The organism is Chitinasiproducens palmae (assembly GCF_900095735.1).
Lineage (GTDB): Bacteria > Pseudomonadota > Gammaproteobacteria > Burkholderiales > Burkholderiaceae > Chitinasiproducens > Chitinasiproducens palmae.
The window spans coordinates 638813-662187 of the sequence record NZ_FNLO01000001.1 but is presented as its reverse complement, the minus strand read 5'-3'; the positions used below and the strand labels follow the sequence as shown (position 1 = coordinate 662187).

The 23375-nt window shown below is 67.0% G+C and carries 15 protein-coding genes; 12 read left to right on the top strand and 3 right to left on the bottom strand.

Translation table 11 applies throughout. The features are described from left to right. Position 1: 1 nt before the first annotated feature. From BLU54_RS02525 to cheZ, 5 genes are all read left to right on the top strand, one after another. Positions 2 to 1021, top strand: a complete 1020-nt coding sequence (locus BLU54_RS02525) for a CheR family methyltransferase (protein ID WP_091904204.1) — start codon at positions 2 to 4, stop codon at positions 1019 to 1021. A gap of 2 nt (positions 1022 to 1023) precedes the next feature. Continuing rightward, a complete protein-coding gene (gene cheD, locus BLU54_RS02520) occupies positions 1024 to 1713 on the top strand; it encodes a chemoreceptor glutamine deamidase CheD (protein ID WP_091904202.1) in 690 nt (229 codons plus the stop codon). Positions 1714 to 1777: 64 nt separating this feature from the next. Then, entirely contained in the window at positions 1778 to 2899 is a 1122-nt protein-coding gene (locus BLU54_RS02515) for a protein-glutamate methylesterase/protein-glutamine glutaminase (protein WP_091904200.1), read from the top strand. A 153-nt stretch (positions 2900 to 3052) separates the two neighbouring features. Then, complete coding sequence (gene cheY / locus BLU54_RS02510) at positions 3053 to 3448, top strand: chemotaxis response regulator CheY (protein ID WP_091904198.1); 396 nt, start codon at positions 3053 to 3055, stop codon at positions 3446 to 3448. Position 3449: 1 nt separating this feature from the next. Beyond that, positions 3450 to 4145 carry a protein phosphatase CheZ gene (gene cheZ / locus BLU54_RS02505; protein ID WP_091904196.1) on the top strand — a complete coding sequence of 232 codons (696 nt, stop codon included), beginning with the start codon at positions 3450 to 3452 and terminating at the stop codon, positions 4143 to 4145. A gap of 12 nt (positions 4146 to 4157) precedes the next feature. Here cheZ and BLU54_RS23940 read toward each other — a convergent pair whose 3' ends face one another. Then, positions 4158 to 4712 carry a protease inhibitor I42 family protein gene (locus BLU54_RS23940; RefSeq protein WP_091904195.1) on the bottom strand — a complete coding sequence of 185 codons (555 nt, stop codon included), beginning with the start codon at positions 4710 to 4712 and terminating at the stop codon, positions 4158 to 4160. Between the two features lie 672 nt (positions 4713 to 5384). Between BLU54_RS23940 and flhB the strand changes: the two genes are divergently transcribed. From flhB to BLU54_RS02465, 7 genes are all read left to right on the top strand, one after another. Continuing rightward, positions 5385 to 6776 carry a flagellar biosynthesis protein FlhB gene (gene flhB / locus BLU54_RS02495; protein ID WP_091904193.1) on the top strand — a complete coding sequence of 464 codons (1392 nt, stop codon included), beginning with the start codon at positions 5385 to 5387 and terminating at the stop codon, positions 6774 to 6776. Continuing rightward, on the top strand, positions 6773 to 8869 hold the full coding sequence (flhA, locus tag BLU54_RS02490; protein ID WP_091904191.1) for a flagellar biosynthesis protein FlhA: 2097 nt from the start codon (positions 6773 to 6775) through the stop codon (positions 8867 to 8869). The genes flhB and flhA overlap by 4 nt, the downstream gene beginning before the upstream one ends. After that, the gene (flhF, locus tag BLU54_RS24095; protein WP_235837747.1) at positions 8866 to 11898 is read left to right on the top strand and encodes a flagellar biosynthesis protein FlhF; all 3033 of its coding nucleotides are present in this window, start codon (positions 8866 to 8868) and stop codon (positions 11896 to 11898) included. The genes flhA and flhF overlap by 4 nt, the downstream gene beginning before the upstream one ends. A 1-nt stretch (position 11899) precedes the next feature. Then, entirely contained in the window at positions 11900 to 12739 is an 840-nt protein-coding gene (locus tag BLU54_RS02480; RefSeq protein WP_091904189.1) for a MinD/ParA family ATP-binding protein, read from the top strand. Between the two features lie 13 nt (positions 12740 to 12752). Next, positions 12753 to 13481: an RNA polymerase sigma factor FliA gene (locus tag BLU54_RS02475; RefSeq protein WP_091904187.1), complete on the top strand. Its 729-nt coding sequence runs from the start codon at positions 12753 to 12755 to the stop codon at positions 13479 to 13481. A gap of 562 nt (positions 13482 to 14043) precedes the next feature. Next, on the top strand, positions 14044 to 15894 hold the full coding sequence (gene ilvD, locus BLU54_RS02470; protein WP_091904185.1) for a dihydroxy-acid dehydratase: 1851 nt from the start codon (positions 14044 to 14046) through the stop codon (positions 15892 to 15894). 679 nt (positions 15895 to 16573) lie between these two features. Continuing rightward, positions 16574 to 19708 (top strand): NEL-type E3 ubiquitin ligase domain-containing protein, encoded by a 3135-nt coding sequence (locus BLU54_RS02465; RefSeq protein ID WP_170844988.1) that lies wholly within the window; start codon positions 16574 to 16576, stop codon positions 19706 to 19708. A gap of 939 nt (positions 19709 to 20647) precedes the next feature. Here BLU54_RS02465 and BLU54_RS02460 read toward each other — a convergent pair. Both BLU54_RS02460 and mmsB read right to left on the bottom strand, forming a co-directional pair. Beyond that, complete coding sequence (locus BLU54_RS02460; RefSeq protein ID WP_091904519.1) at positions 20648 to 21811, bottom strand: Fic family protein; 1164 nt, start codon at positions 21809 to 21811, stop codon at positions 20648 to 20650. Positions 21812 to 22434: 623 nt separating this feature from the next. After that, positions 22435 to 23322 carry a 3-hydroxyisobutyrate dehydrogenase gene (gene mmsB, locus BLU54_RS02455; protein ID WP_091904181.1) on the bottom strand — a complete coding sequence of 296 codons (888 nt, stop codon included), beginning with the start codon at positions 23320 to 23322 and terminating at the stop codon, positions 22435 to 22437. Positions 23323 to 23375: the final 53 nt, after the last annotated feature.

The following is a 23375-nucleotide window of genomic DNA, read 5'->3' as shown; positions in this document are numbered from 1 at the left end:
CATGAACGCTCGCAAGGGCCTTTCCCCCGGGGCCACGTCCGTGACCAGCCGAACCGCGCCAACACGCGAAACGCCGTCCGCCATCGGCGCAGCGCGGCCGTCGCCGCAGCCGGGCAACATCGCGCACCCCGTTCCGACGCGGCAGGCGCTGTCGGAGGCGGCAGCCGGGGCGGTCCGCGATTTCCGCTTCACCGACCACGACTTCGAGCGCGTCAGGCGCCTGATCTATCGCGAAGCCGGCATCTCGCTGTCCGAGGCCAAGCGCGACATGGTCTACAGCCGCCTTGCGCGCCGCCTGCGAGCGTTGGGCCTGGACGATTTCGGTGCCTATCTCGACCGGCTGGAACGCGATGCGTCGGAGTTCGAGCCGTTCACCAACGCGCTGACCACCAACCTGACCGCCTTCTTCCGCGAGTCCCACCATTTTCCGGTGCTGGCCGACTACGCCGCCGCGCTGCGCAGGCCGCTGTCGATCTGGTGTTGCGCGGCATCGACCGGCGAGGAACCGTATTCGATCGCCATGACGTTGGTCGACAAGCTCGGCGACAGCGGCTACCAGAGCCGCATCCTGGCCAGCGACATCGACACCGCGGCCCTCGGCACGGCCAGCGCGGGCGTTTATGCGGCCGACGGGGTCAAGGCGCTGCCGACCGCGCAATTGCAGCGCCACTTCCTGCGCGGCCGCGGCGCGCATGACGGTCAGGTGCGCGTGAACGACCGGCTGCGCGGCATGATCGAGTTCGAGCAGATGAACCTCGTCGCGGAGCGCTGGCAGGCGGCCAGCCGCGTCGCGCCCTTCGACGTCATCTTCTGTCGCAATGTGATGATCTACTTCGACAAGCCGACCCAGGCCAGGATACTCGCGCGCTTCGCGCCGCTGCTGCGGGTCGGCGGCCTGATGTTCGCGGGCCACTCCGAGAACTTCTCGCAGATGACGCGCCTGTTCCGGCTGCGCGGGCATACCGTGTACGAACGGGTCGCGGACGCGAGCGCCGATCGGCGCGGCGCGACGGTGACCTGATCGTGGCCGCCACCCTGCCGATCGCCAATCACTTCTATCGCGACCACGAGCTGGGTCGCGACGGCGTCAAGCTGCTCGCCAACGAGTACTTCGTCACGCGCGAGGACATGGTGGTGCAGACCGTGCTCGGCTCCTGCGTCGCGGCCTGCATCCGCGACGCCGGTGCGGGCATCGGCGGCATGAATCATTTCCTGTTGCCCGACAGCGGCGACCCGACGCTCGCCAACTCGGACGCGATGCGCTATGGCGCATTCGCGATGGAAATGCTAATCAACGCGCTGCTCAAGGGCGGCGCGCGGCGCAACCGGTTGGAGGCCAAGGTCTTCGGCGGCGGCGCGGTGTTGCGCCGGATGCGCACGATCAACGTGGGCGAGGAGAACGCGCGCTTCGTGCGCAAGTATCTCGCCCTCGAACAGATTCCGATCGTCGCCGAGGACTTGCTCGGCGAACACCCGCGCAAGGTGGCTTATCTGCCGGCGACCGGGCAGGTACTGGTGCGCAAGCTGCCCCTCGAACAGCGCGAGACGCTGGAGGAAGTGCGTGCGCGGGAAGCGGCGATGGCCGATGCGTTGCGCACCGCGTCGCGCGAGCCCGTCGGGCGCGTCGAGATGTTCGCACGCCCGGCCGCGCGACCGCGACCCCAGGTCGAACTCTTCGCCACGCCGCGCCCGCCACGGGCGCCGACGGCATGAGCGAACCGGCAAACGAGGTCCGCGGCCGCGCGTCGTGGACCAGGCAACCCAGAATGGACTAGCAATGCAAGTCGCCTCGAAGAAAATCCGCGTGCTGTGCGTCGACGACTCGGCGTTGGTGCGCCGCTTGATGACCGAGATCATCGACGCGGAACCCGACATGACGGTGGTCGCGACGGCACCCGACCCATTGGTCGCGCGCGAGCTGATCAAGCAGCATAATCCGGACGTCCTGACGCTGGACGTCGAGATGCCGCGCATGGACGGCCTGGATTTTCTCGAAAAACTGATGCGGCTCAGACCGATGCCGGTGGTGATGGTCTCGTCGTTGACCGAGCGCGGTTCGGAAATCACGCTGCGGGCGCTGGAGCTTGGCGCCGTCGATTTCGTGTCGAAGCCGCGTGTCGGCATCCGCGATGGCATGCTCGAGTACGCGGCGACGATCGCCGACAAGGTACGCGCCGCCGCCCGCGCGCGCCTTCGCCTGCCGCCGCACGGCGTGGTGCCGCATGTCGCCGGCGCGGGCGCGGCGGCGTCCGCCGTGCCTTCCGCCGCGCGTCTTGCCCCGATGATCGGCGACCGGTTGGTTTCCACCGAAAAGCTCCTGATCGTCGGCGCATCGACCGGCGGCACCGAAGCGATCCGCGAACTGCTCGTGCCGTTGCCGCCCGATGCGCCCGGTGTCTTGATCACGCAGCACATGCCGCCCGGCTTCACGCGCTCGTTCGCGAAGCGGCTGGATTCGCTGTGCCGCATTTCGGTCAAGGAAGCGGAGCACGGCGAGCGCGTACTGCCTGGCCACGCCTACATCGCACCGGGCGATCGACATTTGCGGCTGGCGCGCAGCGGGGCCAACTACATCGCCGTGTTGGACGACGGCGAGCCGGTCAACCGGCATCGCCCGTCGGTCGACGTGCTGTTCCAGTCAGCCGCCGCCTTCGCCGGCAAGAACGCGATCGGCGTGATATTGACCGGCATGGGGCGGGACGGCGCGTCGGGCATGCTGGAGATGCGGCGCAGCGGTGCGTACACGCTGGCGCAGGACGAGGCAAGTTGCGTGGTCTACGGCATGCCGCGCGAAGCGGTGCTGGCCGGGGGCGTCGACGAAGTGGCCCCGCTTGCCGAGATGACGAACCGGGTCATGGCGAGGCTGGCGACAATGGGAGAGCGCGCGCACCGCGTTTGAGGCCGCCGCCGGCGCGCGCGCCGAAAAATTTGAGAAACTTCACTTCGGAAAGCCGCGCGGCTGCCGTTATACGTGATCAACAGGGGACCGCCGGGCTGTGCCGGCGACGTCGCCGGCGGCTTGCGGGCCGCCCACCCGGACAGGAAACGAGGAATGGATACCAATATCAAGATTCTGGTTGTCGACGACTTCCCGACGATCCGGCGCATCGTGCGCAACCTGCTCAAGGAGCTGGGCTACGGCAACGTCGACGAAGCCGAAGACGGCGCGATGGGGCTGGCCAAGCTGAAGGGCGGGGGCTATGACTTCGTGATTTCCGACTGGAACATGCCGAACATGGACGGTCTCGAAATGCTCAAGGCAGTGCGCGCGGACGCGGCCTTGAAGGACCTTCCGGTCTTGATGGTGACCGCCGAGGCCAAGAAGGAGAACATCATTGCCGCCGCGCAGGCGGGGGCCAGCGGTTATGTGGTCAAACCGTTCACCGCCGCGACCCTGGACGAGAAGATCAGCAAGATCCGCGAGAAGATGGCGAAGGTGGGAGCCTGACATGTCGACGATCGAAGTAGCAATGGCAGACGAGTGGGCGGAAGCCGGCGATCCGTCGGAGCGCATGGTCAACCGCATCGGGCAACTGATGCGCATGTTGCGCGACAGCATGCGCGAGCTGGGCCTGGACAAGCAGGTCGAGCGGGCGGCCGAGGCGATTCCCGATGCGCGGGACCGTCTGCATTACATTGCGGCGATGACCGAGCAGGCGGCCGAGCGGGCGCTCAACGCGATCGAGATCGCCAAGCCGGTGGCGGAGCAGATGCAGGACGATGCCAGCGCGCTCGACACACGCTGGCAGAACTGGTTCGACGCGCCGCAGGACGCGGGCGAGGCGCGTGCGTTGGTCAGCGAGACGCGTGACTTCATCCAGCGCGTGCCGCTCCAGTCGCAGGCCATCAACGTGCAGCTGATGGAAATCATGCTGGCGCAGGACTTCCAGGATCTGACCGGTCAGGTGATCAAGAAGATCATGGACATGGTCCACAACATCGAACAGCAGTTGCTGGCGGTGCTGCTCGAAAACATCTCGCCGGAGCGACGCGCGGAACTCGTCGCGATCGTCAGCGGGGTCGGCACGAGCGACGAGAGCAGCACCAGCCTGACCAATGGGCCGCAGGTCAAGCCCGAAGGGCGTACCGACGTGGTCACCGATCAGACGCAGGTGGACGATCTGCTCACCAGCCTCGGCTTCTGAACGAGGGTCGGTTCAGCGCACCGTGAAGCGGCATTCGACCCGCTTCACGTCGTCCACGGCACCCGGCGCTGCACCTTGCTCCCAAGGGCGGCGATATTCGGCGCGCAACGCGCCTTCGCCGGGCTGCGCCGCGCGCAGTCGCCATTGGGTGAGGCGCGCACCGCCGATGGCCGCGGCCTGGGCGGGCGCGACTTCGACAGGCTCGCCGTCGGGTTCGAGCAAAGGTTTCGGATCGACCAATACCCACCGATAGCCGGTGCCTGCATTGCCGGGGAGCGCCAACACGATCACCTGCCCGACGCTCAGGTCCAGCGGTGCGCAACTGCCGTCCGGCTCCGGTGTCACGGTCGCCGGTGGCGGCGTCGCGGCAATAGCCGCTCCTGGCGCGGGGCTGGGTTGCGGTGCGAAGTTTTCCTGTGTCGGTGTGGCCGGCTGCGCCCACGCGAACGCAGGAAGCAGGCCCGCGAGGCAGCCGGCCACGATGCCGCGGGCAAGCTGGCTGCGGCTCGGGCCAGGGCGCCTTTCGACTCGCGAACGCGTCTTTCGGCTGGACAGGCGGGATGGCATGGCGCGACTCCTTCATCGATGGAAGCACAGCGGTGACGACGCTGCGAGGCCGAGTGGGCTGATGACCGGATGGGCGGATGGGCGGGCATTGGCCCAGGTAACGCAAGATCCATGCGGAGCTACGGCTGCACGCATCGGGTATTGTCCCTCCCTGGCGCGGTACGGCGGTCTGGCCCGAACGGCTTGGCTGTGCCGGTCCCGGAGGCGGTGGGCGGCGGGCGGAAGGCGGTGCGCGGCAGCAGCCGGAGGCCGAAGCAGGCCGCCAGACGTGGCGCCATCCTTGAACACGCTCGCACACGCCCGCGCACTCTTAAACAAGCCGACAGAAGCGCGAACAATCAGGACGGGCATCGGCGGCGCGCAGGTTTGAGACGGCGCGGTGTCATCCGATCTCCGCTCCAGAGCGGACTGTCGCCGAGCTGGCGAGGCCGCGGCAAGCGGTGCCGACGCCGGCGCCGGCCAATGGCGCCGTGGCCTGGTCGCTCGCTCATCGCACAGGGGTGCCGCGACGGCCCACTGCGCGTCCGCCCGGCCGGGCGCACACGCACGAGCGCCATCGCACGAATTGCCGGGAAATCCGCCGTTTGCTCGTTCGATCGCGCCTTGACGCTTGCGGCAATAATCCGTTCCGCTGCCCGTGGCTTCCTGCCCGTGGCGGATGGAGCGTAGCAAGTGGCTGAGGACAGCGATCTCGAGAAGACCGAATCCGCCTCTCCCCGGCGCCTGGAACAGGCGCGCGAGGATGGGCAGATCGCGCGTTCGCGCGAACTGGCGACGTTTGCCTTGCTGGCGGTCGGCTTCGGCGGCGCCTACGCGACTGGCGGAGCGTTGTTCGGCGGCTTCAGCACGCTTCTGCGCAATGCGCTGAGCTTCGACCGTGGCGCCGGCTTCGACACCAGCCAGATGCTCGACCGCGCCGGCCAGTCCGGCATGTCGGCGCTGCTCTCGGTAGGCCCGCTGTTGCTGGCGATGACGCTGGCCGCGTTGCTCGCGCCGCTCGCCCTGGGCGGCTGGCTGTTCAGCACCAAGGCGCTCGCGCCCAAGTTCAGCCGGCTCGACCCGATTGCCGGTCTCGGGCGCATGTTTTCGGTGCAAAGCCTGGCGCAACTCGTGTTGGCGCTGGCCAAGTGCCTGGTCGTGGGCCTGGTCGCCTACCGCGTCGCGCTGAGCCACCGCGAGGAGATTCTCGCCCTGATGCGTGAGCCGGTGGCCATCGCACTGCCGCACGCGGCGCGTGTCATCGGGGTGTGCTGCGCGGCGACGGTCGCCGCGATGCTGCTGATCGTCCTTGCCGACATTCCGTACCAGCTGTGGCAGCACGCGAAAAAGCTGCGCATGACCAAGGAGGAGGTCAAGCGCGAATTCAAGGAAAGCGAGGGTGACCCGCACGTGAAGGGTCGCATTCGCGAACAGCAGCGCCAGTTCGCGCGCCGCCGGATGATGCAGGCCGTGCCGGCCGCGGATGTGATCTTGACCAATCCGACCCATTACGCGGTGGCCTTGCGCTACGCCGAGGACGCGATGCGTGCGCCGCGGGTGGTGGCGAAGGGACGTGATCGTGTCGCACTGCGCATTCGCGCGCTGGCCGAAGCGCATGGCGTGCCGATTCTCGAAGCGCCGCCGCTGGCGCGCGCGATCTACAAGCACACGCGCCTGGACCGCGAGATTCCAGCCGGTCTGTACGGCGCGGTCGCCGAAGTGCTAGCCTGGGTTTACCAACTGCGCCGCTGGCGCACCGAGGGTGGCGAGCGGCCGAGCGTCCCGGATGCGCTATCGGTGCCCGACGCGCTGGCCGTGCCGGCCGACGACGACGCGCTCGACCTCGATCCGTTCGAGCCGCATCCGCTCGACGCGTCAGGTGCCGCGGCGCCCGCCGCGAGCGACGCCGCCGGCGCGAACGCGGATGGCGGCATGGTCGGCGTCGGTAATCACAACAACGTCGACCGCAGCGACAGCAGCAACAGCAGCGAAGTCGCCAGCAGCGAAGGCGATAGCAGCGACCGCGATAGCAGCGACCGCGACGTGCGCGTCAGCGTGCGCGGCAACGACGGAGGTCCGCGATGAGCGCCCGTCCGAGCGGCCTGGTGCGCCTGCAGGGCGCGCTCACCGGCGGCGACTTCCGCGCGCTGGCCGGCCCGATCCTGATCGTGCTGATCCTCGGCATGATGATCCTGCCGTTGCCGACGTTCGCGCTCGACCTGCTGTTCACCTTCAACATCGCACTGTCGGTGATGGTGCTGCTGGTGAGCCTCTACACGCAGAAGCCGCTCGACTTCTCCGCGTTCCCGACCGTCCTGCTGTTCTCGACGCTGCTACGGCTGTCGCTGAACGTGGCCTCGACGCGGGTCGTGCTGATGAACGGGCACAGCGGCGGAGACGCGGCAGGCAAGGTGATCGAGGCGTTCGGCCATTTCCTGGTCGGCGGCAACTATGCGGTCGGCATCGTCGTCTTCGTGATCCTGGTCACGATCAACTTCATGGTGATCACCAAGGGCGCGGGGCGTATCGCCGAGGTGTCGGCGCGCTTCACGCTCGACGCGATGCCGGGCAAGCAGATGGCGATCGATGCCGACCTGAACGCCGGCCTGATCGACGAGAGCACGGCGAAGAAGCGTCGCACCGCGGTCACACAGGAAGCCGAATTCTACGGTTCGATGGACGGCGCATCGAAATTCGTGCGTGGCGACGCGGTCGCCGGCGTGATGATCATGGTCATCAACGTGATCGGCGGCCTGATCATCGGCATGGTTCAGCACGACATGGACTTCGGCCGCGCGGCGACCACCTACACGCTGCTCGCGATCGGCGACGGTCTGGTCGCACAGATTCCGGCGCTGGTGATCTCGACCGCGGCCGGCGTAATCGTTTCCCGGGTGGCAACCGACGAAGACGTCGGCACGCAAATGATCGGGCAACTGTTCACCAACCCGCGCGTGCTGTTCATCACCGGCGGCATCGTGGCGGGCATGGGCCTGATCCCGGGCATGCCGCATTTCGCGTTTCTGCTGCTCGGCGGCGGACTCATCTGGCTGGGCCGCAAGCTGGCCGCGCGTGCCGCCGCCAGCGCCGCGGCGGCGGCTGCCGGCGCGGCCACGCCGGAGGCAATCACCGCGCCGACCGAAGCGCCCGATGCCAGTTGGGACGACGTGCAGATGGTCGATCCGCTCGGCCTGGAAATTGGTTACCGCCTGATTCCGCTGGTCGACGCGGCGCAGGACGGCGAACTGCTCAAGCGCATCAAGGGCATTCGCAAGAAGTTCGCGCAGGAAGTCGGCTTCCTGGCGCCGGTGGTACACATCCGCGACAACCTCGACCTGCGCCCGAACAACTACCGCATCGCGCTCAATGGCGTCGAGATCGGTTCCGGCGAGGCGTTCCCAGGCCAATGGCTGGCGATCAACCCGGGTCAGGTCAGCGGACCGCTGCCGGGCACACCGACCCGCGACCCGGCCTTTGGGCTGCCGGCCGTCTGGATCGAGACCGCGATGCGCGAACAGGCGCAGTTGCTGGGCTATACGGTGGTCGATGCCGGCACGGTGGTGGCGACGCATCTGAATCACCTGATTACCAGTCACGCGGCCGAGCTGTTGGGCCGCCAGGAAGTCCAGCAGCTGCTCGACCGCATCGGCCGCGACGCGCCGAAGCTGATCGAGGACCTGGTACCGAAGACCATCGCGCTCGCGACGCTGCAGAAGGTGCTGCAGAGTTTGCTCGAAGAGGGCGTGCCGATTCGCGACATGCGCACCATCCTCGACACGCTGGCCGAGCATGCACCGCGCGTCGGCGATCCGCATGAACTGACGGCGCTCACGCGTCTCGCCCTGGGCCGTGCGATCACGCAGCAACTGTTCCCGGGCAGCGGCGAGATGAACGTGATCGGCCTCGACCCGTCGCTGGAACGCCTGCTCGGCCAGGCGCTGGGTGGCAGCGGGCTGGAACCCGGCCTGGCCGCGACGCTGCTCGACCAGGCGCGTCAGGCCGTCGACATGCAACAGAACCAGGGGCTGCCGGCCGTGCTGCTGGTGCAGCACGCGCTGCGGCCGATGTTGTCCCGTTTCCTGCGGCGTAGCCTGCCGCAATTGAAGGTGTTGAGCTACGCCGAAGTGCCCGATACACGCGTGGTCCGCGTGACGACCACGATTGGAGGTCAGGTTTGAACATCAGAAAATTCTTCGCGCCCTCGTCTCGGGAAGCGCTGCGTCTGGTGCGCGAAGCACTGGGCGCCGATGCGGTGGTGCTGTCGAATCGCACGGTCGATGGTGGCGTGGAACTCGTGGCGCTGGCCGAGGACGACCTCGGTACGCTGGTCGAGCCGCAGGCAGCGGGCGCCGACACGCGGTCTGCCGAGCCGGAAGTGCGGGCATTCGATGCTGCCGTCGCGCAGGAAGTCGCGACAGCGTCGCACGCGCCGGAGGCGTTGGTGCCCGCGGTCGCCGCCGCGCCGCAGCCGGCGGTCATATCGTCGAGCGCTTTCGCCGGCGCCGCCACCTTCGAGGCTGCCGATGTCGACGAGGGCGACGAGGGCGACGAGCTGGGCGAGGCCGACGACGAAGCCGACATGGGCGCGGTCTACACGCCGTCCAGCCGCGCGGTCGCGGCGTCCTTGCGTCCGTCGCCCGCTGCGGCGCCGCCGTCGCCCCAGTCGCCCCAGTCGCCCCAGTCGCCCCAGTCGCCCCAGTCGCCCCAGTCGCCTCAGTCGCCGCCATCGTCGCAGTCGTCACCGGCTGCGGCACCGCTGGCACGCGCGGAGATCGCGCAACCGTTGGCGCCGCAGCGCGCTCAGATGACGACCATGCCGCCGGAGCGCCTCTCGTCGGCCGCATTCGCGCGCGCGCCGCGCAGTTCGCGCCAGGACTTCTGGGAGCGCATCGACACGCAGCGACGCGAGGAAGCATTGCGCGCCGCCACGCCGCCGACGGTGCTGGGTCTGTCGCGTCCGGAACGGGCGGGCGATGCGGTGGATCCGGCTCGCGTGCTGGGGCTCGCCCGCCCCGAGCGACGCGACGGCAGCGAGCCATCCCGTCGACCGGCCTCGCTGGCCGCTGCGGCCTTGCCGCCGCTCACGCCGGCCCAGGCTCGCGCACTCGGCCTGGGCGCGCCTGGCGAGCCCGTGCGCACGCAGGCGGACACGCGAGCCAGCGGCGCCACTGGCACGCCGGCGGTGGTCGAGCCCGCAATCGAATCGGCACCGGCGGCGACCGTCGCGCACGCACAAGCCGCGACGTGTTCGCCCGTGAACCCGGCCGACGTCCAAGACGTCGTCACCGAGGCACCGGCCAGCGAACCGGTGCGGCCGCAGGCCGGCGACACGGCGCTGCAGGCCCGCGCGCAGGCAAACGACCAAGCCGACCATCGCGCAGGCGCCTCGGCCGCAAGCGCAAGCGCGGGCAATGCGAACGACGCGCCGGTCGGCGGCGAAATCGCGATCGACGCCGCCCCGCCCGTTGATGACGTGTCCGTCGATGAGGTTTCGGCGCGGGCGCCGGCCGTGGAGTCGGCTGCCGCGGTGATCGGCGCCGCAGCCGTGTCCGCTCCCGAGGACGCGAGCCCGGCGGGCGCGGACAGCTCGCTCACGCCCCGCAGTACTTTCGCCCACGCGTCGTACGCGGTGTCCGCGCAGACCTTCGCGGCAGGCGTGACGTCGTTGCGCTTCGCTCACGCGCCGTCGCTGCCGACGTTTGCATTGCGCGGCGCCAGCGTGGCCGCAACGCCGTCAGGCCTGGCGTCCGCGCCGGTTGTTGCGCCGGTTGTTGCGCCGGTGGTTGGGCCGGTTGATGGGCCGGTTGATGGACCGGTTGATGGAGCGGTGATTGAGCCGCTCGTGGCACCGGCCGATGTGGCGGCTGTTGCGCTGGCGGATGCGCAGGCCGCGAGCGCGGTCGCTGCGACTGGCGAAACGGCGAGCGCAATTTCGAGCGGAATTACTAGCCGAATTTCGAGCGATAGCGCGACCAGTACGGTAGCCGGCACCGTGGCGCACCAGACACCAGCCGAAGCGGTCGCAGCTGCCAAACAAGGCGAGGGCGAGATGCCGACCGGCACGATCGCAGCGCTTGTGGACGCCAACGCCAACGCCGACGCCGACGCCGACGCCGACGCCGACGCCGACGCGCGGTCGCGATCCGGGTCGGCGGGCGGTTCCCCGTTCGATCTGTTCGCCGCTGGGCAGCAGCGCGCGACGCAGCAGGCGTCTGGCATCCTGGTCGACAGCGTCCTGGCTGAAATGCGTTCGCTGTGCGGCAGTCTGGGCGAACGGCTTGCGTCGATCTCGGCCGCGCCGCGTCTCGACCCAGTGCGCGCGGCACTGACGCGACGCCTGCTGGGCGCTGGTTTCTCGTCGCAATTGACCGGCTTGCTGCTTGAGCGCATGCCCGCGTTGCCGGACGAAGCCCAGGCGCTGAGCTGGGTCAAGGCGACGTTCGAACGCAATCTTCCGGTCCTCGACAATGAGGATGCGCTGCTGAGCCGTGGCGGCGTGTTCGCGCTGATGGGCCCGACCGGCGTCGGCAAGACGACGACGACGGCGAAGCTGGCGGCCCGCGCCGTGATGCGGCATGGCGCCGACCGCGTCGCGTTGCTGACGACCGACTCGTACCGGATCGGCGCGCATGAGCAACTGCGCATCTACGGTCGCATTCTCGGCGTCGCGGTGCATGCGGTGAAGGATGCGGCCGATCTCGCGCTGGCGCTCTCCGAGTTGCGCAACAAGCACATGGTGCTGATCGACACGATCGGCATGAGCCAGCGCGATCGTGCCGTGCCGGAGCAGGTGTCGATGCTGTGCGGCACGCAGTTGCCGGTCCAGCGCCTGCTGCTGCTCAATGCGACCAGCCACGGCGACACGCTCAACGAGGTGGTGGGCGCCTATGGCAGCCGCGAAGGTGGCGTGGCAAGCGCCAGCGGCCTGGCTGGATGCATCATCACCAAGCTGGACGAGGCGAATGGTATTGGCGCGGCGCTCGACACCGTGATGCGACACCGGCTCCCCGTGCACTATCTGTCCAACGGACAGAAGGTGCCGGAGGATCTGCAACTGGCGACACGCGCGGCACTGATCGAGCAGGCGTTCGACACGCCGCGTCACGGTGCCCTGTTCCAACCCGATTTCGATGAACTGTCGGCGCTGCTTGCGCCGCGGGCCGAGGCGGCTGCCGCGCAGGCGCGCGTCGAGGTGAACCTTGGATAAGATGGTGCTCGACCAGGCCGACGGCCTGCGGCGGCTGCTGGCCGGCCAGTCCCTGCGAGTCATCGCGCTGCTGGCGCCGGAGGCCGCTGCGCAAAGCGCCGGTGTGGCAGTCAATCTCGCGGCTGCGCTCGCCTACCAGGGCAAGCGGGTGGTGGTTGTCGACGAGTCTGCCGATGCGGCATCGCCCGGCACGCTTGCCGATGTCGTCGAAGGGCGTCTCTCGCTCGACGTGGCGGCGCGGCAAGCGGGCGACAACGTCGCCGTGCTCGCCGCCGGCGTCGTCCGCGGTTTGCATGTGCAGACGATCCACGACTGTCTGCGCGATCAGGCTGACGTGGTGTTGATCGGCGCGGCACTCGGTGCAGATGGTCTGTCGGCATTGGCAGCGCAGGCGCATGACATGGTGATCGTGATGCGGGCGCACGCCGCGGCCATCACGCCGGCATACGCGACGATCAAGCGCCTGCACCTGGTCCACGCGCTCAAACAATTCCGGGTCTTGTTCGAAGGGGTCGAGTCGAGCGCCGACGCACGGGCGATTTTCCAGAACCTGGCCGGCGTGGCCAGCCGCTATCTTGGCATCTCGTTGCTGCCGGCGGGGGTGGTCGGGGCCGATGGCGAGGCGCTCGCACGCGCCCAGGCGTTGGGCCGAAGCGTCGTCGACGCGTTTCCGGCGGCGCGCGCATCGGCCGCTTTCCGGCGCATCGCGGGCGAGATGCTGCACTGGCCGTGGCGGCCGATCGCCGCGCGCCCGGTCCCCGTCGGCGCCTCGGCGGCGTCTGCGTCGGCTTGTGCGTCGCTAGCGCGTCGGGAACTGGCGTCCGCGACGTCGGGCGCTTGATCGGGAGCCGACGATGTATACCGCTTCAGGCAAACGCGACCCGTCCGACGCCGTCAAGCGCTTCGCACCGCTGGTCCGCCGACTGGCGTTGCAACTCGCGGCCAAGTTGCCGTCGAGCGTCGATCTCGACGACCTGATCCAGGCGGGCATGATCGGCCTGCTCGATGCGACGCAGCGCTACCAGGGCGACCAGGGCGCGCAGTTCGAGACGTACGCGACGCAGCGCGTGCGCGGCGCCATGCTGGACCAGCTGCGCGAGAACGACTGGCTGCCGCGCAGCATGCGCAGCAATGCGCGGCGCGTCGAGCGCGCAATCCAGGCGCTGGAACAGCAACTGGGACAAGCGCCCAGCGAAAGCGCGGTTGCGGAATCGCTGGAAATGCCGTTGGACGAATACCAGTCGTTGCTCGGCGACCTGCACGGCTCGCAACTGGTCTATTACGAGGATTTCGACCAGCGCGGCGGCGATGAACCGTTCCTCGACCGGCACTGTGTCGATCCGAACGACCCGTTGGCGACATTGCTCGACGGCGCATTCCGGCAGGCCTTGATCGACGCGATCGAACGCCTGCCCGATCGCGAGAAGCTGCTGCTCAGCCTGTATTACGAACAGGGCCTGAACCTGCGCGAGATCGGGGCCGTCATCGAAGTGAGCGAGTCGCGCGTCTGTCAGTTGCACAGCCAGGCAATGGCGCGCCTGCGCGCCCGCCTGCGCGACTTTGCGGCGGCTGACGTGAGCTGACGCCGCCACGTCACCCGCGCCCGGCGACCCGCATGCGGAAGTGCGCGGCAGTGCGCGCGCGTTCGCGGCAGTAAGCGGCCGTATTCGTTACCGCAGGGCACGGCACGGCACGGCACGATACGGTAAGACAGGGCACGACAGGGCACGACAGGGCAGTGCCGAACATCCGGGACGAGGCTTGCGCGCGCTGCGGGGAGAGCGGGCCTAGGGAAGACACCTAGCACCGGCAGCGCGCACGGCACGTTCCGACGCAGATGGCGGCCAGCGACCAGCGGCCCGCATTGACCCGTCGGCATCGCGTTGGGCGATGCATCCCCGCCCACGGCCCAGTCTGGACGGGGCCGCGACGCAAGCGGCGGCGGGTAGGCGTGAGGGCCGCACACCCGCCGCACACCCGCCGCACACCAGCGACTTGCAAGTCACCTGCAAGGCTTCCGAATCTCGTCGCAGATCGCGCGTCGGATGCCGCGGGCGGTCAAAAAGTCCATTCGCATGCGCGACCCGCGGGCTAGGGTCTAAAATGCCGGATTCGACCAAGAATATCCCCACCCGGAGCCATCGCATGCCCCAGTATCGTTCCCGCACTTCGACCGCTGGCCGCAACATGGCCGGTGCGCGCGCCCTGTGGCGTGCCACAGGCATGACGGATGCGGACTTCCAGAAGCCGATCATCGCGATCGCCAACAGCTTCACGCAGTTCGTGCCGGGGCACGTCCATCTGAAGGACCTAGGGCAGCTGGTCGCGCGCGAGATCGAGGCGGCGGGCGGCGTGGCGAAGGAATTCAACACGATCGCGGTCGACGACGGCATTGCAATGGGCCACGGTGGCATGCTGTATTCGTTGCCGTCGCGGGATCTGATCGCCGACAGCGTCGAGTACATGGTGAATGCCCACACCGCCGACGCGCTGGTGTGTATCTCGAATTGCGACAAGATCACGCCGGGCATGCTGATGGCCGCGCTGCGCCTGAACATCCCGGTGATCTTCGTGTCGGGCGGGCCGATGGAAGCAGGCAAGGCGAAGATCGAGGGCAAGGTGATTTCGCTCGATCTGGTCGACGCGATGGTGAAGGCGGCCGACAAGAACTGCTCCGACGAAGAGGTCACCGTCATCGAGCGCTCCGCGTGCCCGACCTGCGGCTCGTGCTCCGGCATGTTCACGGCCAATTCGATGAACTGTCTGACCGAGGCGCTCGGCCTGTCGTTGCCCGGCAATGGCACGGTGGTCGCGACGCACGCGGACCGGGAGCGTCTGTTCCGCGAGGCCGGCCGCCGCATCGTCGGCCTCGCCAAGCAATATTACGAACAGGACGATGCGCGGGTCCTGCCGCGCAATATCGCGACGTTCCAGGCGTTCGAGAACGCGGTCGCGCTTGATGTGGCGATGGGCGGCTCGACGAACACCGTGCTGCACCTGCTCGCCGCCGCGCGCGAAGCCGAAGTGCCGTTCACGATGGCCGACATCGATCGCATGTCCCGGCGCGTCCCGTGTCTGAGCAAGATCGCCCCGGCGGTACCCGACGTGCACATCGAAGACGTGCACCGGGCCGGCGGCATCATGGCCATCCTCGGCGAACTGTCCCGCGGTGGACTGCTGCACACGGATGTTTTCACCGTGCACAGCGAGACGCTGGGCGACGCACTCTCGAAGTGGGACGTGAAGGCCAGCGCCGACGACGCGGTCCATGCGTTCTACAAGGCGGCGCCGGGCGGCGTGCCGACGCAGGTCGCGTTCTCGCAGGACAGCCGTTGGAAGGCGCTGGACCTCGACCGTGAAAAGGGCGTGATCCGTTCGACGGAGCACGCGTTCACGAAGGACGGCGGTCTCGCAGTGCTGTATGGCAACATCGCCGAGAAGGGGTGCATCGTCAAGACCGCCGGTGTCGACGAGTCGATCTGGAAGTTCACCGGCAAGGCGCGCGTCTACGAGAGCCAGGAAGCCGCCGTCGACGGCATTCTGGCCGAGGAAGTGCAAGCCGGGGACGTCGTGGTGATTCGCTACGAGGGTCCGAAGGGCGGGCCGGGCATGCAGGAAATGCTCTACCCGACGTCCTACCTGAAGAGCCGGGGCCTCGGCAAGCAATGCGCGTTGCTCACCGACGGTCGCTTCTCCGGCGGCACGTCCGGCCTGTCGATCGGCCACGTTTCGCCGGAAGCCGCGATGGGCGGCGCAATCGCCCTGGTCGAGAACGGCGATGCGATCGAGATCGACATCCCGAACCGTACGATCAACCTGGCAGTGCCGGCGCAGGTGCTGGCCGAACGCCGCGCTGCGATGGAAGCGAAGGGCGAGCGTGCATGGCAGCCGGCGCATCGCGAGCGCCATGTGTCGGCCGCGTTGCAGGCCTATGCGGCGCTGACGACGTCCGCCGACACCGGTGCGGTGCGTGACCTGTCGCAATTGAAGCGTTGAGCGCGTCGCAGCAGCTGCGATGAAGAAGGCGTTGGACCTGGGTCCGGCGCCTTTTTGTTTGGTGCGCGTCTGGCTCGCGCTTGGCCGCGGTCCGCGGTTCTACTTCCGACGTCCGACGTCCGACGTCCGACGTCCGACTGACGGCTAACGACTGACGGCTCACGGCTCACGGCTCACGGCTCACGGCTCACGGCTCACGGCCTCGTTTCACCATGTGTCGGCGCAGTCGCGTGCTGGTGCAGCAATCCCAACACCGGCGCGGTCGCAGCGCTTGCTCGGCGATGAGTCGGAGCGGCCGATACTCACGGCACGTCCACGTCCACGCCGCGTGGAATTCCAGGCTCGGTCTTAGTGTCCTGCTTTGCCTGCATGCGTGGTCCTGGCGCAGGGCGCGACGCTCGAATTAGGTACCGTGACGGCGCGCAGCTGCCGCGCGCATCTATTCGAGCATCGGCGCGATACGCAAGCCGTCGCAGTCGCGGCACGGCACGCATGCGGGCGGACCAGGCGTTCGTTGCGCCGTCGGCGCCAAGACAGCCTCGGCGTGGCCACGCGCCGTTGTTGAGCCCCTCACTGGTTTGCATCCGTTTACATCGGAACGGCCGGTACTGAACAGAGCGAAAGGCCGAAAGGTAGGATGCTCCGGACTACCTGGACCGATATCGAATATCCGCAACCGATGGACCCTTTACGTCGCAGCCTATCTCCGAATCCGCACGTCCGCTCGCTCGACCAGGGGCCGAGCAACCGTGCCGAGTATCTCGAAAGCTGGGCTCGCTGGCGACGCGATGCGCCGGCGGACGAAGTCGAGGCGAGGGCGATCGCCTTCGAGCGAGTGCGCGAGTTTCCCAATAACAACCGCCTCGAAGCCGAGAATGAGCTGGACCTGCGTTGTCTGGGGCTGACCACGCTGCCCGATCGATTTCCGGATACCCTCGGTTGTCTTCGTGTGAACCACAACCGTCTGTCACGGTTGCCGGACGAGCTGCCTGAGTCGCTTCACAAGCTCTACGCGGGGAGCAACAGACTGACGTGCTTGCCCGTCAGATTGCCGTTCGAACTTACCGTCCTGTCGGTACCTTACAACTTACTCGACTCGTTGCCCAACCCATTGCCCGGCAACTTGCGTGAGCTGTGTCTAGATGGCAACCGGCTGCGAGCGTTACCGCCGTTGCCGGACTCGCTTATCGATTTGACGGCCTCCTCCAACGTCCTGTCGGTGTTTCCGACGCCTCTACCGGCCGGCATTGACGTCCTGGTTCTGGACAGTAACCTCATTACCGCGCTGCCTGACGTTGCTCCCGACCACTCCGTGACATTATCGGTTTGTAACAACCTGATTACCGAGGTACCGGAATCGTTCGTGTGCTACTCAAGACGCGAGACGGTGTACCTTGACGACAATCCGCTCGCCGAGCGCGCCATGCGCCTGCTCTTCGACCCTGACAATGTTTCGAGCGATTCGGACAGTGACGACCTGGACAGCGACGACTCGACCGTGTCCGAGACCGGCCCCCGCACTCCGACGCCGCCACGCTTGGAATGTGCGGTCGAGGCTTTGCTGGGCGAAGCGATGTCGCAGCCGACGCAGCAGCATTGGCAAGCGATCTCGAGTGAAGACAACGCCTCCGCCTTTGCGCGGTTCCTGCAGCGTCTGGGCGGCACCATCAGCGCGCAATCCGACCCTGCGTTCCGGCAGGGTCTCCAACCGTGGCTGCGGCAGCTGGCGGACGCGCCGGCGCTTCGGCAGCAGACATTCTTGATTGCACAGGACGCCACTCAGACATGCGAAGACAGGGTGACGTTGAAATTCAACGAGATGCAGGTCGCGGCCCTGGTCTACGAGGTCGAGCATAGCCGCGATCAGCATCGCATTGATTCGGTGATCAGCGCCGGGCTGGAGATCTTTCGTCTGGAAGCGTTGGAAAAGATCGCGCGCGAGCACGCGAGCCGTATCGGCGCACGCGATGAACTGGAAGTCTATCTCGCTTTCCAGACAGGGCTGCGAAGTCATTTACCGCTCCATACCGTCGCGCCAAGAATGGCGTTCCAAAACGCGTCGGGGGTCAGCCCGGATGACTTGAGGCAGGCGCTGGCGCGGGTACGCGAGGGCGAGGCCGCCGGATTCGCCGATTGGTTCTTTCGCTGGCCGCCATGGCGAAATGCGCTTCGCCACATTGCGCCGGGCTCTCATGAACGGATCGCGCGCCATTTCGAGGCAACTCACGAGAGTGAGTGCGTGCGTCGCACGCAGACTCGTCTCAGCGAATTGAAGTTGGATGGCGACCCGGATGCCGAGGTGGCGGTGGGCAGGCAGGTGATGGACGAGCTCGAGTGCGCGATGGGTCGCGCATTGACCGAAGCCTTCATCATCGAGCAGTTTCAACGGTCGCTCCGAGCCGCCGAACCGGGCATGCCCAGGCCCATCAGTACCCGCGGTGGCACGAGCGCTGACCCAAGCGGCGGCGTTATCGACGTCGTTGCCGGCACGAGCGGGCATGCCGGCGCGGCGGCAAGCGCAAGGGCGGGTGCAACGGCAAGTGCGACTGGGGGTGCGAGCGCGACTGCAAGTGCGCCCGCGAGTCTGCCGGCTGTCTGCCTGAGATGGATCGAGAACCTGCTTGGCTTTGCCGTACGCGTGCCGGCCATCGCGAGCCTAGCCGCCTGCGCGCGTGACGCGCAAGGCAATCACATTGGCAGTCAAATCGCGAAGCTGGTGGCGCAGGGCGGCCCGTCTCCGCTGGCGGAAGCTTACCTTTCGTTGCTCCGCGCACTGCTCGCCAGGCAGCATCTGGCGGCTGACGCCGCAATCGAGCTTGTGCTGCCGAGCCGAAGCGATGACCCGGTCGAGTCGTTGGCACATGCTGTTGTCGGTTCGGCATGGGACTCGGCCGCCACCCGAACCTTGTGCGCGTTATTGGCGGATGTTGCGTCAGTGGCGCCCATGCAACGGCCGGAACTGCTCAGGCGCATGTCGTTGCAGCAGGCCGGCTACGACTTCCCGAATCTCCACCTGGAACAGCGCGCCGATTTCTACAAGCGGGCCAAACGCGCCGATGCGATGGACGGCAACGCCGAGGCGATTGCGTTGCTGCGGCAGGCATCGCTGATTCCGGCCGATCGCGAGCTTTATCGGCGCGGCAGGATGGACGACCTTGCCGCTGCGACGCCGGTCGAGGACTATGCTGCGTTGTTGCGCCGGGTCAAGGCGCAGATCGGCCCCGCCGTGTCGGCAATGACCGCGTCGCGTGCGGTCGAACGCGCTCAATTGGCAGACGCGAGTCGCGCAGCGCAACAGTGGCTGCAGCAGCAAGACGACACGCAACGCGAAGCGAGTCGGGCGCGCGCGGAAACCGCAGCCCGCGCGAACGCAGCTCTGCTGGCCAGCCGTCTCGCGGATCATGTCTTGAGCGAAAGTCGGCGCAGGGCCGCCGCCGGTGCGGGCAGCAATCCGCAAAACAGGCGAGGTGCGTTCGGCCCGCACTCATCAAGCACTGCCGAGCCGTCGTCGGCTGGGTCCGCGCTCGCGCAAACGGGCTCGCTGAATCGAGCGGCGATGGATGCCGCCCTTGCTTGGCGATCGCCAACCGCTGGACGTGTGTCCAACCCGACCGAGCGCGAGTCTGGGCAAATGCTGATTCACGAGGCCGACGAGCACATCAGGCGACGTCTTGACGAACTGCGCGGTCACGACGCCGACGAGAGCATCAGGCAACGTCTGCTCAGGCTCCGAACGCCGGATTCGGCGGAAACGACGCGCGCGCGCAGTCGCGCCGGGCGAGACGAACTGGCGCCGCCGTTGCCGCGCGACTGATCGGTGGACAGCGCTGCGCGATGGTGCGCGCCATATGCCGCATCGCGCATTCATCGACGATTGAACTGTCTGCGTTTGGCGATAGCGATACCGTCACGCCCAATCCATTCGATGAGGCAATGCACTGGCTCCGAAAGAGCCTGGGTGAGAGCGGTCACGCTACGCAGCAAGAGCGGCCGAGTATGCGATGTTCAAGCGATTCCAGCTGCGTGTCCCGCGTCCGACTGCCTTCGGACAGAGACTCAAGTGCCCGTTGGATGAAGTCAAGGCTGGCAGGAGCGATGGAAAACGGTGTATGGTCGGAGTCAACGCCTATTTGCATGGCGAGCCGCGGTAACGAAATGCCGAACAAAACAGTTTCGCCGCGGTATGTGAAGCAACTTGACCCGGTGGCATGCGGGCTGGCTTGCGTTGCAAGTCTAGCCGGTGTGCGTTATGAGTCTGTCCGCCGGCGGGCGTTCGACATATTCGATTGGTCAAGATGCGCCCGCACCAAATCTCGTCATTTGCGGACGCTGTTGCGAACGTTCGGCATTGAGACGCTGCAGGGGCGAGCGGTGCGAAAATGGGCTTCGGTACCGGACCGTGCCATCGTCGCAATCAACCCGATAGGCGACAGATGGCATTGGGTCGTGCACCACCGGACAGATGGCTGCGCGATGGTGATGGATCCGAACGCTAAGCGTCCGGGCCGAACCGATTTCGGTCGTATGAGGCTGCGATCCTATGTGGCGATCGTTTGACCGCATGGGAAGGACGATCGCACTACCCAATTGGCTCGCGATCAGCAGCGCCTGCATCGGCCGTCAGTAGGATGCGGACGGCATTCGCAAATTCAGGCCGTGCCCTTGCTAGGCTCGAACCGGGCATGAGAAAGTCGGAACTTGCGAGCGGGAAGACATCGCCGAATCCGGCGGATGGGTCCGACGATTGTCTGTGTCATATTCGTGATCCAGCGTTGGCGGGGTACAGATTGGGAAACCATCGCTCGGCCACGTCGACCGGGAAAGCCAGACGCAACGGCGCGCGGTGCGTCACAGTGGTCAGCATCCCGCGTTCGACCAAGCCAGCCGTGACATTGCGGGCACCACGGTCCGTGTAGCCGGTTAGCAATGGAATCTGTGAGCGCTCGACCTCGCCACGCATTACGGCTTCGCGCAGTACCGCGAAGCTGCCACGGTGCAGCCGCTTCGCCCGCACCTCCTCTTCGATATGAAGTTCGATGCGGGTCAGCAGCGTCGCCGGTTCCAGCAGCCCGCTCATGAAACGGATCTGGTCAACCGAGCGATCGAGAAAAAATTTGCTGAATTCGATCAGTCCGCGCTGAGTTAGGTTGCCGCGCCCGTCGAGGTCGCCTTGGCGCGGTCTATCGGCATTCGCGAGCAACGCCTTATAGCGAGCCTCGTCGCGCGCCAGGTCCCGTGCCACTGGCCAGAGACTGGTTCCGACCTCAAGCCGTTTGAATAGGGCATGGGACATCAGCCGAGCGACCCGGCCATTGCCGTCTAGGAATGGGTGAATCCAAAGGAGGCGATGATGGACTGCGCCGACAGTCTGAAGCTGCCGAAGTTTGGTAAGCGGCGGCGAGCCATAGGCCGCATCAAAACGCGACATGGAGCGAGGCAGGTCTTCGTGCGGTGGCGGAATGTGCTGGCCAACCTGCACGTCCCGCTTGCGCCATTCGCCAGGAACGATCTCGAGCTGCTTCCCAGTCTTTTCGTCTGTGACGAACAGCATTTCCGGCGGTAGCTGCGAGCAGAACGCCTTGTGCAGCCACGACGCATAGGTCGCGGACGCTGGCCAAGCATCGGGATCGCGTCCAGTGTCGATCAAACGCTGAACGTGAATATGGGCGACCGCTTTCTTTTGCAGGTCACGCTTCCGAGGTTCGGTCGAAAAATCGTTGGCAAGCGCCCGGTCAATGTCGCGTGGATGAGTATCATGACCTTCGATCAGATTGGAGTAATAGCAGTTCATCGAACGAACCAAATCACCAATCGAATCTCGCAGGATGGGGTGGAGCCGGCCCGCCAGTTGATGCGCTTCCGCCACAAGCGGCAAGAGGTCATCGTCAAGGAGCCGCGATGTTTCTTCGGGGACCATCGGTGCCATGCTCGTCGTATGCACGGCGACGGCGTACCGGATGGATTGCCGGATAAAAACTAAATGTTTTTCATACAATTCATGGCCATACGACGTGAATCCATAGAATGGGAACCGGCTTTTGTGCCGGTTTGAAAGTGCACTTTTATACTGCCGCTGCCAAGGTTCTTTCAGGCCATCCGAACCTTTCGGGCGTCGGTCGCCAGCTCAGGACGCTGGCAACCGGCGACGCCAGCTGATCAGTTGCACGTTGTTGTAGCTCGCTGGCAGCGCCTTGAAGAATCTTTACACAGCACAGCGCGCCGATTCCGCGGACCCCCGATGCCATCGACGCACCCCGAGCTCGCTGCGCGTCAGTATCAGCCTGCGCTCATTCCGGCCAACCATGGGCGCGCGTCCAATCTGACTGAGCGCGACGCCGGGCAACTCCTATTCACGAGGTGGACGAGCACGGCACATGACGTGTCGACGGACTGGGTGGCCGCGACACCGGCAAGCGCGTCAGCCACGATCTGTCGCCGATTCGTCCCGATCTGCTTCGTTGGCGACTGCATGCGTCGCGCCTGTTTCGCCGCGCGCGGACGCCCGCCACACCCGCCATATCAGCACGGCGCAGTCGTCTGTCAGCCGGCATCGCCGTACTGCCGGATCACCGACGAGAAATCGAGACTGCCATCGCCGTGGCGGCTGCTCCGCCGGTAGGTCTGTTCGGCAAGTGCGCCCAGGGGCAGGGCGAGCCGCGCGGCGCGAGCGGCGTCCACCGCCAGGCCGAGATCCTTGAGCATCAGGTCGACGCCGAAGCCGCCGCGATATGCGCGCGATGCCGGTGCATTGGCGACGATGCCGGGCACCGGGTTGCACACCTCGGCGCTCCAGCAGCGGCCGGTGGAGGTGTTGATGATGCCGGCCAGCACCTGTGCGTCGATGCCAAGCGCCTCGCCCAGGCTCATTGCCTCGGCGACGCCGATCATCGAGATGCCGAGCAGCAGGTTGTTGCACAGCTTTGCGACCTGTCCGGTGCCGGTGTCGCCGCAGCGCACCACGTTGCGTCCCATCTGAGCGAGCACCGGCGCGATCCGCTCGAGCAAGGCCGGATCGGCGCCCACCATGAAGGTCAGGGTGCCGGCCTGGGCGCCGACGGTGCCGCCGGAGACCGGTGCGTCGACAAACGGATTGCCCTGACGGGCGGCGGCATCGGCCAAGGCGGCCACCGTCGCGGGGTCGATCGTGCTGGAGTCGATCAGCGGTATCCCGGCCGGGACGCTCGCCAGCACGCCGTGCTCGCCCTGGTAGACCGCGCGCACGTGCGCTGCCGCCGGCAGCATCGTCATCACCAGTTCGGCATCGCTCGCCGCGTCGGCCGGATTGGCGGCGCGCGTCGCGCCTTGCGCGCATGCGGCGTCGATGGCCGCCTCGCTGAGGTCGCAGACCCGCAGGGCATGGCCGGCAGCCAGCAGATTGGCCGCCATCGGCGCGCCCATGTTGCCCAGCCCGATGAAAGCGATTTGCATGAGATGACTCCATTGCACCCGGGTGGGCCGGGCGGGAAGGGTGGCAGGAGTGG